The sequence below is a fragment of the Gloeothece verrucosa PCC 7822 genome, from assembly GCF_000147335.1.
Classification (GTDB): Bacteria; Cyanobacteriota; Cyanobacteriia; order Cyanobacteriales; family Microcystaceae; genus Gloeothece; species Gloeothece verrucosa.
In genome coordinates, this window is the sequence record NC_014533.1 from 99658 (window position 1) to 114176 (window position 14519).

Consider the following 14519-nt stretch of genomic DNA (forward strand, 5'->3'; position numbering starts at 1 on the left):
CGATGGGTAAGAGTTGGTAGAGTTTTACATTTTTTAATAGAGAGAGCTTTATTTATATCCAGGTAAGTAGGTGGGCATAAATAAAGCCTAGCTCCGCGCCACTCCGTGTACATTATGTTAAGAAATGTAAAAATCTTAAAAGCCTTTCCTGTTCCCTGTTCACACAATTAACTTTAAGTAGTCGGACATAAATAAAGTCCACTGTGTCAAGAATTGTAAAACGCCTACAACCCTTCTCCATTGCCCATTCCCCATTGCCCATTCCCCAAACTCGCAGTTAACTTTAATTTTGTCCAGGTACTTAGTTATGTTCGACTACTTACTTATGATCCAATAATTAAGAATTTGCAAGAGCGCACCCTACTTAATATTTTATTTATAAACTATCTTTAAACTCACAAAGCCTTTTATACTACCTCGACAAAGTTTATCAGTAAATCTATCTTAAGGAATAAATTGCTGTAGTCAATATATAATGTAATAGTTGACAACTTAATCTAACGGCTTTTTATTTTTGGTTTTAAGGTAAATTTACGAAGAAAGTGTTTCCGTATAAAGTTTTTACAAGCTTAAGCTTAAACTCAAGAGCTTTATCCAGAATTAGTATAAGCGTTGATTTTTTAAAGTTTATATAAAGTTTTCTTAACCTCTTGACAGATGACGAAATATAAGCGACCATAGTTGTTAAGAAAAACCTTAAGCAAATTTAGGTATAGTAATCAAGAATTAAGCTTAAGAAAATAGTAGCTAAACTATTGGTTATAGTTAATTCTTATTGGTCATTCCTGATTACTATAGTTGTAGAGTCTAGTAGCCTAATCAAAATGCTTTAATAATTATTTAAGTATTGGTGGTAAGGCAGGAGTGAATTTTGATTTGAATATTGGCATTAAATTAACAAAAACTTCTAAAACTATAACTACTCCATACGTTATCCTTTTACCAGTGAAAGGAATATTTAAGCGAACTACAAAAATTTTTAAAGTATTACATATCATCAATACTTTAATGAGTAGTTTGACTGCAACTAAAAATTATCACTCACACTTAACATAGATACACTCGTACTGACTAAAGTTCAATAGAAAAGTAGCAACTAAAAATGTAAAGTTTACATTTCAGTCAGACAACTATAGCAGGAGTCAGCAAATAAAAGTAGTAATTAAAATGCTGGTGACAGCACATTTGATTGACACGGCTATTTTTACAGAAATATCTATTGTTTATACTTGCTGTTGAGCAATTAATCAAACAATCATTTTTCACTAAAATACCCTGAAAACTTTTCGAAAATAAAAAAATTAAATCGATGGACAGTTTTAGCATAGATATCCAAAACTTTAACCAAATTATTTCAGAGCCAGTAGACATTATTAATCCAGTTTCGTCTATATTGACCAATAATTTAATCCTTCCTGGGTTTATTCAGCTAACAACGCCTCAAATTGAGGGTATTTCTCAAATTACAAGTATAAATCCATCAAATACTATTATTAGTCAATCTACTTACGTTAACTCTAATGACAAGAATAATTTATTACCCAATGGGAATGATAGTTTACTCGGCATTAACAACAATGTTAATACTTTTAATCGATCAATTACAGAACTAGAGCAAACTACCATTTTAGATGGATTAAATAGTTTTACCGAATGGGTTGATAACTTAGAAAAAGTTCAAAAAATTAATGATCTCCTCTCTCCTAACCCTAGCCTATCAATTTTAACACTTGAAAAAAGTATTAATAAAACTTTTGACTTTAGCAATGCTTTTCAAAATGGACTGGTTAACCCTATAAAAAATTATTTTCTAGGAGTTTCACCAACGGTAGAAGGCTTGCTAAGTTTATTTAAAACATTAAGTACAAAAATTGGTGATATTAATATTACGGTTGATCCCACATTAGTGTCAGGAGAAGAAACAGAAAATAATTTGGAGTTTCATCTAAAATGGATAGTTGATGCAACTCAAACAAGCCAATTTAAATTACAATCCAACTCAGAAAAAATACGTTTAAATACCAATGAAAATACGCTTTTAGACTTAATGGGACAGTTCGCGTTAGATTTTTCTTTTGGGGTTGAAAATAATCTTTCCAATCCAACTTTTTATCTTAATTTTAATGATCTGTCAATTACAGGAGCGGCTAAAACTGACACCTTAAATACAAGTTTAAATTTAGGTTTTTTACAAGCCAACGTCAAAAATCTTCATCTAGATTTGAGCGGTGAGGCAAATGTTAATTTTATAGATCCTAATAATAATAATAAGATCACTTTATCTGAACTGCAAAGCACTCCCATTTCTCAGCTTATTAACATCACTCCTAGCGGCAGTTTAAATGTTGAGTTGCCGATTGAATTAGGTGCTTCAAAAAGTATTTCTAGTATTACTATTAAAGATGATAATTTATTAGATGAAACTCAAGCTAATGTAGTTTACAGTAGTCCTCAAATTGAAAATTTTGTCAACTTTGATATTAACAAAGTACAAAATATTTTAGGAACAGTTGAGCAAGGTGCCGAAAAATTAATTTCTCAGATAAATCTAGAAAATAATATTCCTTACTTAAAACAAAACTTTGAGAATATTATTAGTTTTTCAGAAAATATATCGAAGCTCAAACGCTCTATCATAGAAAATAGCGTTACAGGAACTGCTGATATTTCTAATGGTAAAATTACTGAAGATGCTGTTTTTTATCTGGCAATAAATAATGACATACAGCATCCTGTAGGTATTAAAGTCTTTAAAGATGATAGTAACCAGACTATTGATGATTTAGTTGATGATATTAATACAGCTTTTGAGCAAGCTAGATTAAAAAATGTTGTAGAAGCCTTTTCTAGAGAAGGAAAAATAGGAATAAGAACTTTTGATTTAAATGACCAGTTTACTCTAATTAATTCTAAGCCAACTACCGTTAATGAGTTAGGGTTACAAGATCAATTATTTTCTGAGCAAAAATTATTTCCTTTTGCGACACTTTGGAATTTATATGATATTGATGTTAGCCAAAATGGGATTTTAGTTAATTTTAATTTGAGCCATACCCTTAAAAATAATATTTCTTTTGATTTTACACAAGCAATAGATACTAACATTGGTCAATTAAATTTAACCAGTGACAGTCAAGGAGAAATTGAAGCAACAGCAAATCTTAATTTAATAATGAAAATTGATCTTAATGCTGTTGGAGACAACTTTGATCTCAATGAAAATACTCCTTTATCAAGTTTAAATGACGGTCGAGGTATTGCTATAGATCCTCAGAATAGTAATACTCTAAATGATATTACAATTTCTTTAAGAGATGGTACAGTAGCAGAGGTTGACTTAAATAAGGCTGAAACAGTAGGCGACATTATTAAGTTAATTGAAACTAACTCTTTATTACTTAATAAAATTGATGTAGAAATTGTCAACGATAGTACAGAAATTAATTTAAATAAATCATTAAAGTTCAAAGATTTAACTAGCGGCAATAACCAATTTAGCATTATTGCTGTGCCTGGGCATTTAGCCGGCTTTAGTTTAGGAATATTAGGAACAGATTCTCTACCGGTTATTACAGGAGAAAATATTGGCTCTGACTTATCTCCAGAAACTCTCTTATCTAATTTAAATAATAAGACGGGAGTGAGGGTAATAGAAAGTTTACCAGATATACAGATTAATCTTAAAGATGGGAGTCATTTTACAGTCGATTTTAACTTGAATCCAAATAGCACATTAAACGATATTATTGATGCTATTAATAAGACAACCGATAATAAGGTGATCGCTAAGTTTGTAAGCAAGTTAAATCCTACTACTAATCAGTATATGGGAATGATTCAACTTGAAGATAAATCATCTGGGAATAAGCTTTTTAGTATCACGGAAATTAATAATTCTTTAAAAGGAAAAGATTTAGGAATTATTGGTTCAACCAGTAGTAATATTTTTACAGGAACTCCTTTATCTAACTATGCAGAAACAACGCCGGTTGCTTTAACTTACGAAACTTATTTATCAACGCTTAACCGGGGTAGAGGAGTTCGCAGTCTTGAGAATAAAGATGATTTGCAATTCAATCTCAAAAATGGTGATCAAATTTCTTTAAAGTTAGTCATTAATGATCAGACTAAAATTGGGGATATAATTAATAGTATTAATACGGTCTCAAAAGGGGCAGTTATTGCTAGTCTCAATTCTGATTTAAGCGGACTCCAGTTAGTAGATAATACATCTGGTAAAAATATTTTTACTATAGCGGCTTTAAACGATTCTTTAGCCGCTTTAGATTTAGGAATTTTGGGACCTAGTTCAACGGGAATAATAAAAGGAAAGCAGATTAATAAGCCTTTTGGACTGGATACTAATATTACAGAATTTAATAACGGTAATGGCATTAGAAATAATGAGGCTGAACTTGAAATAACCTTGAGAGACGGCAGTAAATTTTTTGTTGATTTTAATACAGAAACAACTTTAGCAGAGATTATTACTACAATCGAAGAAGCATCTCAAGACCCTGAAAATAATTCTAATAGAATTGCTGTTAGTATTGATCAAAATGGTCAGAGGTTGTTTTTATTAGATCAAACTTCTGGTACAGGAATTTTTAGCATTCAAGCACTTAATAATTCTTTAGCAGGGAAAGATTTAGGAATTATAGGTTCTAGCGTTGATGGAGTTATTCAAGGACAAACTCTTGATAATGATACTTTCTTCAATCATATATACATTGATCCAGACAGTAAAATAGATATTACCACTAAGGTAACAGCGAATAATCTTAATTTCAGTGGAAGTTTTGCTTCATTTAAACTTGGTGTTAACAATGGTACTGCTGATTTTAATTTTACAGCCACAAGTAATATAATAGATCCAACCCCTAATGATTTAGGCATTTCCTATAGTGATATATCAAATACTTCTTTATTAGTCAATCCAAGTTATACTGGGAAAGGAAATATTACTCTGCCGCTTGAATTTAAAGGATTAAATCAATTTGGGTTGGAAACTCCAAGGACAGATTTAATAGTTAATTTCATAGCTGAAAACAATAAAATAATAAAAACCGTTAAACCCTTCAAATTTAATAGTCCTATAAGTGACCTAGAAGAAAAAATTAAATCTTTACAAAATTTTTCTCTTGATGATGTATCAAATTTAGCCGAACAAGTTATTACATTTTTAGATAATAAAAATTTAAGCTTATTCAATGAAAAAGTTCCTCTAGTTGATCAGTCTATTAATGAACTACTTGGTTTTTTAAATCCCATTAAAGAACGTTACAATAAGTATAAAGAAAGCCTCGACAGTCTTCAAAATGTTCTAGCTGAAAAAACAGAAAAATTTGAAAATTTAATTTTTGAACCGTCTCTTTTATCTCAACTTCCCGCGTCTGTTTCACAACAGTTACAGAATACTTTAGCTACGTTAAACAAGGCTATTGACAATTTACCTTCTGGCTTAGATATACTTAAGAAAGGTATTCAACCTGAATTAATTAGTGCCATTAATCAGATCCAAGAATTAATTAAGAGTTTACCTCAGCAATCAATTAATACAATAAAAGATGAAATTGACAATGCTATTAACTCTTTACCGTTCTCTGATAAACTTAACACAGCTAAGAATAATCTTTTTGCCGTTCTAGACTCAGCAGATTTAAATTTAGAATCATTTAATCAAGCTTTTGATCAACTCAAAATAGCAGGTATTGACTTACTAGAACATTCTGTTTCTGAAGCCATAATCACGCTTCAACCTATTTTGGTAAACCTAAAAACGGCTTCTGTTCAAGAAATTTATACAATTGTTGAAACCTTAAACACAACACTTGATCATCTTCCTGCACAAATCGACAAAACTAAGTTACTGGCGGCTAAAAATAAGATCACTTTAGCGGTTGATCAAGTCGACTACATTTTATTAGATCAAGGCATAGCCGATTTGGAAACAGCAATTGTTCAGTTGCCTGGAACAGATGTAGCAGAATTTTATGAAAAAATAGAAGCCGCTTCTGGAGAACTAATTGGTAACTTAGCCAATAAGGCTTTTAATTTATTAGTTAAAGAGATTCCAGCTTTTGGCAGTATTGAAGAATTTTTGAAAAATTTAATAGGATTTGGCGATTTTCATGTATCTCTAGGATTCAACCCTGACAAGACTTTAGTTTTCAATTTAGATTGGGATATTAATGCTAGTAAACAAGTTCCTCTAAATTTTTCTCTTAATAATCCCGTCAGAAATTTTGTGAGTACAGAAGCTAATCTTACAGTGAAAACTGGTGCTAATATCAGTCTTGACTTTGGCCTAGATTTATTAAATACCACCCCAAATATTTATTTGCTTCCTACAACCGAATTAAATTTAAGTGCTGGCTTTAACTCACAGATCAACGCAAAAGCTGGAATTAACGACTTTATAGAAGCAAAATTAGGTGGCTATGTTAATTTATTCAATCCTAACTCATCTGATCCTAGCGATCCTGCCGCAAGTTTTTCAATTAATTTAAAAGATGTAGATCAAGATGGGAAAATTATCCTCAATTCTAACTCGGCTGATTCTATCGAAGTTTCTAACTCTCTAGGTGTAATTAAAGGAGAAATTCCTGTATTAGTAACAATTTCAGGCAAAGAGACTCGTATCGGGACAATTTCTATATCCTCAGAATCATGGACTAAAGGAATCAATATTGACCCTAATTTAAATTTCAGCCAAATTAAATTAACAGATTTTAGTGATGCTCTTTTACAAGCAGGAATCGATAAGTTTTTAAGTGTCATTAAAAATACTTTAGAAAATAACATTTTAAGTAAAATTCCTTTAATTGGTGATCAAATAAGTGGAAAAACTCAAGGCTTTATCGATAATTTAAAAACCAAAATTAATCAAGCAATTTCTACCTTAAGCGCAGATTTTATTGGGAATGAAATTGTATTTAATGACCTGAATTTACAAGGTAACTTTACTTTCTTTACTGATTTTGATTTAGGCTTAGATTTTTTAAATCTACTTAAATTTAATAGCAGTGGAGGAGTAGAAGTAAACCTAGGCTATAATTTAAATTTTGGCATCGGACTAAATAAAATACAGGGCTTCTTTTTCAAACTATCACCTGACAAGCCAGAATTTGATTTTGATCTTACTATTGGGCTAACAGACGATACAAAAATTAAATCTAAATTTCTATTTTTAAACGCTACAGCCACTAATTTAAATGAAGCTAAGGCCCATATAGATTATAATGGCGATGGTGATTTTAATGATACAACAGGATTCACAGGACAATTAAGCATAGATATTATCGCTCCAAGTCCGACAGATGGAATTTTGACAATACAAGACCTAAGTAAAGTTAATTTTACTTACGAACTGAATCCAAAAAAATCTTCTATTGAAACAGAACAACCTCCTTTTGACTTTAATGTTTTACTGGGATTAGAACTGAGTTTAGGCACAAATGACCTACCAAGTTTAGACGCTAATTTAATTATTAAATGGGATAAATTAGACAGCGATAATAATCAACCTTTGATTAAACTCACAAATATTAAACTAGATTTAGGAAATTTTCTCAGAGATACTGTAGGTTCATACGTTAAAAATGTTGATAGCTATATCGAACCAGTACGCCCAATTATTGAGTTTCTGCAATCAGAAGTGCCTATTGTTTCCCAAGTTTCTCAGTTAGTTGGCCTGGGTAAAACTACCGTTTTGGATATCATAGGTTTATTTGCTGACTCAGACGATTTTGAGGATGCTAAACGCTTAATAGAAGTGGTAGCAGGAATTAGTAAATATACAAAAATTTTGAAGGAGTTCTTAGACAATACAAATTTCTATGATTTTGATGATCTAATTTTTAATAATCAAACAGGTAATTTCGAAACAGGTAATTTGGAAGCAAAAACAAAATCATCTCTAAAAAACCAAGTCTTACCGAATATTTTTAGTGAACTTGGCAGTGAGTTAAAAATTACCTTCCCAATTTTTGATAAGCCTATGGATAATTTGATTAAACTCCTTTCAGGTAAGACAAATTTTGAGATACTTAAATGGGGCTTACCAAAACTTGATATAAACTTCCCCTATCGTTATCGGTACGGACCTATCTATCCTCCTTATCCGATTTATGCTACCTTCGGCGGCAGACTAGGATTTTTAGTAGATTTATCGGTGGTATTAGATGGATCAGGCATAAAAAGTGGCAATGTTTTAAATGGGTTATATTTCAATGATTTAGATGAAAACAATAACGATATACCCGAATTAGGATTAAGTGTTGCCTTCACGGCGGGGGCTGAAGTTTATCTTCCTTCTATTCCCTATTTGCAAAGACTTGAATTGTCCATAGGCATAGAAGGAGGAATAGAAGCAAATATCTTTGGTAATTGGAATGATCCTAATCATGATGGCAAAGTTTACTATCAAGAAATTCTCAAAAATGCGCGTCGTAACTGGCTACGAGTGTTAGATTTTGAGGGAGAATTAGCCGCTTTCTTAGACTCCTATGCCAAAATTGTTTTGAATCTTGATTTTGGGAAAAAAGTTACTCTTTTAGATAAAACAATTACTTTGGCCAAAGTATCTTTATATAAATTCAAGTTAGCTGGCGACGAAAATAGTTCCCCTTCTCCATCAGAACAACCAGAAACAAACCCTACCCTCGGTCACTATAGTACAGGAGAAGGAGAAGATGCCGGTATTGAAAAAGGAAGCCTCATTGTTCACGTTGGCCGCTTTGCCAATTTGCGGCAACCCGGAGTAAGCGTAGATACGGCAGAACAAGTCTACATTACTCGCTTAAAATCAGGGGCCTTAGAAGTTCATACGGGTTTCCGTTCTGACTACCGCCAGCAGTCTAGCGATCCTCATACCACCGGTTCAGTACAAGTGTTTGGTGATGACCCCAATGAAGCGATCCCCACTAAGATTTATATTGATTTGGCAGAGGGCGATGATTTAATTGAAATTGATCAGTTAGTTACGGCTGAGACAATTATCTTGGGGGGTAATGGCGATGATACGATACTAATCAGAACCACTACAGACCCCTTAAGCGGCAAAACTTTAAATCATTATGTTGAAGGAGGCGCGGGTAATGACCGGATTACCTCTAGTATTGGCAATGATACGATTATTGGTGGCGTTTCCTCGATTAATCCTATAGCGGCTGATGGTAATGACATCATTGTCGGTGGTGGAGGAAATGACCTTATCTTTGGCGATAATGGCCGAATTCTTCAAAATGGTCAAACCGTGATCATCCTGCAAACCGGAGAGGCAATTAATACTCGCCTTGAAACTATCGCTACCAGTGATGGCGGCAACGATGTGATCTTTGTGGGTGGAGGAAATGATACCGTTATGGGAGGTATCGGGAATGATCATATTAGCGGCGCAGACAATAATGCAGGTGAAGATATCATTTTTGGCGATAACGGACAAATTGATTACCTGGGTCAGAATTTACAAGAAATTAAAAGCATCGATGCAATAAATAGCGGCAATGATCGCATCTATGCAAAATTGGGTAATGACATCGTCATCGGCGGTGGAGGAGATGACTATATAGAAGCCGGTAAAAAAGATGAGTCTATAGAAGGCATTGACGGAGAGGATATCATCTTTGGCGATCATGGGCGCATTGAATTTGACGATCATGGACCCATTAAATATGGTCAAAAACAAATTACTCATTTAATTAGCACTGACTTTGATCATGGCGGCAATGATACCATCGATGTAGGTTTTAATAAAGACTTTGCGGCTGGTGGTGGTGGAAATGATCAAATTCTCAATCAAGGTGATGATGATGAAATCTTCTTTGGCGATCAAGGAGAGGTGAAAGCAGATTTAATTGTTTCTCTCTCGGCCACTACTGACGGCGATGATTTAATACAGGGTGCCGGTGGAAATGACTCCCTTCTTGCTGGTGGAGGTAATGATAATGTCGAAGGAGTCGAAGGAGAAGATATTATCTTTGGCGATCATGGACGCATAGAATCTGTTAACAACATTGTTACTCGTTTAATTAGTACCGACTTTGCTAATGGAGGAAACGATCAAATCGCAGCCGGTACAGAAAAAGATATCGTTTTTGGTGGCGCGAAGAACGATATTATTACTAATAACGACGATAATAGTCCAGATATTATCTATGGCGATCAAGGCTATTGGGAGGCTAATCTTATTAGTAATGTCAGCGATAAAAATGATGGAAATGATCGCATTTTTAGCGAAGGAGGAGACGATATTATCCTAGCCGGTGGTGCTAAAGATTATGTGGAAAGCGGCAACAATTTAGATATTATCTTCGGCGATCATGGAATCGTTACTCGTCAAAATAATGTCATTATCCGCATCGAAACGTCCGAGTCTAAGAGTGGAGATAATGATACATTATTAGCGGGGAACGATGATGATACCGTTTTGGGTGGGCCCCAACAGTGATTATATTAGCGGTGATACAGATCAGGATGGAGATGATATTGTCATCGGTGACCAAGGATACTGGACTCCTGAAGTAATCATCTCTCAATCTGATGCTAACAGTAACCCTGACGGTAACGATACGATTTTTACTAATGGAGGAAATGATATTATATTAGGCAGCGATGGAAGAGATTATATCGAGGCAGACAGAGGTTTAGATGTCATTACTGGAGATTACGCTATCATTAACCATAATGGAAAAACCGTTCTCAGAATTAATACAATTGAAGTAGAAAAAGGGAATGATGACTTTATCCATAGCGGCGATAATAATGACACTGTTTTAGGCGGGACAAACAATGATACTATTTTCGGCGGGAATGATAGCGGCAACGATATTTTATTAGGAGATAATGGAACCGTCGTTAATAATGATAAAAGTGGACAAAGTAATGATATCTTTAGCCATTCTCCGTTATTTGGGGGTTTAGATAGAATTGCTGGCGGCCAGGGAAATGATATCATTATTGGCGGTTCTGGAGGGAAAGATACCACTGATAAAACCGCTACCACTATGACAGGTAAAAGCGGCGATGGACTCACAGGAAATGAAGGAAATGATATAGTGATCGGAGATAATGCCTATATCACCCGCAACTCTAGCAACCAAATTGAAAAAATTGAAACAACTTACACAAACTATGGCGGCGATGATTACATTTTAGGAGAAAAAGGAACAGATTATCTCATAGGAGGATTTGGAAAAGATAGTCTAGGCGGTGGTGAAAATACAGATATACTTTTAGGCGACAATGCTTACTTTGATTACACCCTTGATAAAAATCTGAGTACCCTAGATTTTGTCACCACTACAGAAATTACCCTAGGAGATAATGACACATTAAATGGCGATCAACAGAATGATATTCTTATCGGTGGAAAGCTGAATGATATGATTGACGGTGGAACAGGTAATGACACCATCGCCGGTGATAACGCCTCAATTCGGCGGCGCAATAATACCCTCAATCCTCGAATACGGGTTTTGAGTGGTGAAATAATTTATGATGCTAATGGCAATCCTCAAATTACTTCTGAAAGCCAACCTGATCTGCTATCTCCTTCTCAATATGAAATTGAACTCCTGGATGCTTCAACTATTCCCAATTCTATTTCTTACGGAAATGATTATATTGCAGGAGGAGCCAATGATGATATGATTTTTGGGCAACAAGGAAATGATACGATCCAAGGCGATAGTACCACCACGCAAAAAGTTAGCCCAACTCAAGCTTCTATTGAAAGTAAAAATGATGGAGATGACTATATAGAAGGGGGAAGTGGTAAAGACTTAATTTTTGGTAATCTTGGACAAGATGATATTATTGGCGGAAATTCCAACCTATTTAATAAAAATACCACCAGCCGCCTTGATGGTGAAGATACTATTTTTGGCGGCGCAGGAACACAAATCAGCCGTAATCATCAAGGAAATTCCTCTCCTGAAGGACATACTAGGGATGCAGATGTAATAGTAGGAGACAATGGCAATATTTTCCGTCTAGTGGGAATCAATGGCGTAAATGGAGGAAAATATCTCACCTTTAATTATGACAACTATAGTAGCCAATTAAAATTGATTCCTCGGGCTGTTGAAAAACTCGATTATAATCATGAGAGTGATAGCCCAAACCTAGGAGGTAACGACCTTATTTATGGTGAATCAGGAGATGATGAAATTTATGGCATGACTGGCGATGATATCATTTTTGGCAATGGACAAGATGATAATCTTATCGGTGGAATAGGCAATGATCGAATCTACGGAGGAACGGGAGAAGACGGAATTCTTGGCGACGAGGGGCAAATTTCCACCAGTCGTAATGGGCAAATTGAACCTCTTTATGGAATTCTCACGCCTAATGTACAACAAACTTTAAGTATTGCTAATACCCTTATCGGTACAGTCATTAATCCCGTAAATCGTCTCAGAAAAGATGTAAATTTATTAGCCTACAATTTTGGAGGAAATGATGTCATTTATGGCGGCTTAGGCGATGATTCTTTACATGGAGGCGCGGGAGATGACGCTATCTCTGGTGCTGAAGCTTTACCTGAGTTTTATAATAGTAATCCCATCACGAACTTTAATCCTCTTGGCTACAATCCGCAAACTCGAAAACTGGCGGCTTATAATGCAAGTAATCCTCGTCAAAAAATTCCTAACTTTTTGCTAAACTTTGAAGCTTTTGTCATCAATCCTACTACTCTAGCAATAGAAAAAGTTAATGATGGTAATGATAGAATCTTTGGAGATATAGGAAATGATTGGTTAGTAGGAGGAACCCAAAACGATAACCTCTTTGGCGGCTTAGGAGATGATGTTCTTAATGCTGATGATAATCATGAGACTAATAATAAACTCAATAACCAACCTGATAATTTAGAATATGCTGATGCTGACTTTGCCTTTGGAGGAGGAGGATTAGATGTTTTAATTGCTAATACTGGTAAAGATAGATTATTTGACTGGGTTAATAATTTTAACACTTACATTGTCCCCTTTGAATTCTATGAATCTCCTGTAGTTAACCGTTTTATTTCTCCGGAAATCGTTCAATTTTTACAAGGATTAGGATATGCTAGTGGGGCAGATAAAAACAAACCTGAACCGCAAGGAGAACTAGGATTAGTGACTGAAACAGACCCTGAATGGCTTGCTCAACAGGGCGACCCCCGCGACCCTATGGGAAATTTAATCAATGTTCCTATTGATACTTTAGGAGAAATCGAAACGAATAAGAAATAAATATTGTTGAGAATTTAACGGGTTTTTATCTAACAAAAAAGGTAAGAAAAAAATGAAAAAATATTTATCGTATTTATCGGTTATTTCCCTTAGCTTGTTGGGTTCTTTGGGTGGGATCAGTCTAACTCCTTTAGCGGCTAATGCACAACTGAGTATTAAATTAGAGGCTACGGTAAGCGCAGATAATCATTATGGACTATTTGTAGGTAATCAAGATGCCAGCGATCTTTTACTAATTGGAAGAAATGAAAAAGGTCCTTTTCATATTCCTGATACCATTCCGCCGGTTCCTAATGAAATTCCTGACCATCCTTTATTTTTTAATTGGGAAGGGGCAGAAAGCTGGTTAAAAATTTTATACAAAAAATATAAATATATTTACATGGTTGTTTGGGGAGATGAAGCTGTACACGAGGGATGGTTAGGAAAAGTTGCTTTAACTTTTACTTGTAAAACACGTGACTGTTTTGGCACAACTATTGTTGAAAAAAAGGAATTTTTTTCTTCAGATGAAAGTTGGGAATATTTAATTAGTTATCACCTTTATCCAGGCGATTTTGGCGAAGTGCCTAGTAATTCCGAAATTCATGAAGAAGTTTCTTCTGCTAACAATAATAGCTTATGGATGCCAGCTATTGCTTTAGGCAGTAACGATGGTACAACCTTGCCTTGGAAACATATTACAGGGATTGATAACAATATTTTAATCTTAGATGCTTTTACACCCGATAATTATTATAGAATTTTTAGACAGGAAATGTCTTGCATCGAATGTAACTCTGAACCAATTGAATGTGTACCAGAACCGTCGATGATTTTGGGAATATTGATGGCATCAAGTTTAGGTGTTTTTTTTAAGCTGTATGGAATTTCAAACAAATTAACACAACAATAAACCTCCTGGACAGAAATCAAGCTCTCTGTATTAAGAAATGTAAAACTCTCCTAGCTCTTACTCATTGCTTTTTCCCGATTCCTATGACCCGAAAAACTTTTTTAGTATTATCTTATGTACAGACTATTTTTTTTATCTTAGTTTTCCTTTATGGAGCTATCAAAATAGTTTGGCTAGATAAAGGAGGAGCTTATGGCATAAGCGGCTTTATCTTCTTAATTTTTTATCTTCCTTCTTTACTGCTGCTAATTCCAGACATTTTACTGATTGTAAAAAGCTCAGTTCTTTCACACAGGCAAAGAATAGGAGGCTATTTTTTTCACGTGGCTGCTATTGCTTGGAGCATATTTTTGATTCATCTTGCTTTTTAAAAGAGAGCCTGT

4 protein-coding genes are annotated in these 14519 nt (G+C 34.3%); all 4 read left to right on the plus strand.

Going from position 1 to position 14519, the window contains the following annotated elements:
* Positions 1-1309 precede the first annotated feature (1309 nt).
* The 4 genes from CYAN7822_RS27720 (at position 1310) to CYAN7822_RS27735 (ending at position 14507) form a co-directional block, all read left to right on the plus strand.
* A complete protein-coding gene (locus CYAN7822_RS27720) occupies positions 1310-10450 on the plus strand; it encodes a hemolysin-type calcium-binding region (protein WP_013334284.1) in 9141 nt (3046 codons plus the stop codon).
* Positions 10416-13241, plus strand: a complete 2826-nt coding sequence (locus CYAN7822_RS27725) for a calcium-binding protein (RefSeq protein WP_157871969.1) — start codon at positions 10416-10418, stop codon at positions 13239-13241. Before CYAN7822_RS27720 ends, CYAN7822_RS27725 begins: the two co-directional genes overlap by 35 nt.
* A gap of 52 nt (positions 13242-13293) precedes the next feature.
* On the plus strand, positions 13294-14136 hold the full coding sequence (locus CYAN7822_RS27730; RefSeq protein WP_013334286.1) for a PEP-CTERM sorting domain-containing protein: 843 nt from the start codon (positions 13294-13296) through the stop codon (positions 14134-14136).
* A gap of 83 nt (positions 14137-14219) precedes the next feature.
* Positions 14220-14507 (plus strand): hypothetical protein, encoded by a 288-nt coding sequence (locus tag CYAN7822_RS27735; protein WP_013334287.1) that lies wholly within the window; start codon positions 14220-14222, stop codon positions 14505-14507.
* Positions 14508-14519 lie beyond the last annotated feature (12 nt).

Bases quoted from the DNA above. Each gene is read 5' to 3' on its own strand.
- CYAN7822_RS27720 (WP_013334284.1), top strand. From the start codon at position 1,310: ATGGACAGTTTTAGCATAGATATCCAAAACTTTAACCAAATTATTTCA.
- CYAN7822_RS27725 (WP_157871969.1), top strand. From the start codon at position 10,416: ATGATGATACCGTTTTGGGTGGGCCCCAACAGTGATTATATTAGCGGT.
- CYAN7822_RS27730 (WP_013334286.1), top strand. From the start codon at position 13,294: ATGAAAAAATATTTATCGTATTTATCGGTTATTTCCCTTAGCTTGTTG.
- CYAN7822_RS27735 (WP_013334287.1), top strand. From the start codon at position 14,220: ATGACCCGAAAAACTTTTTTAGTATTATCTTATGTACAGACTATTTTT.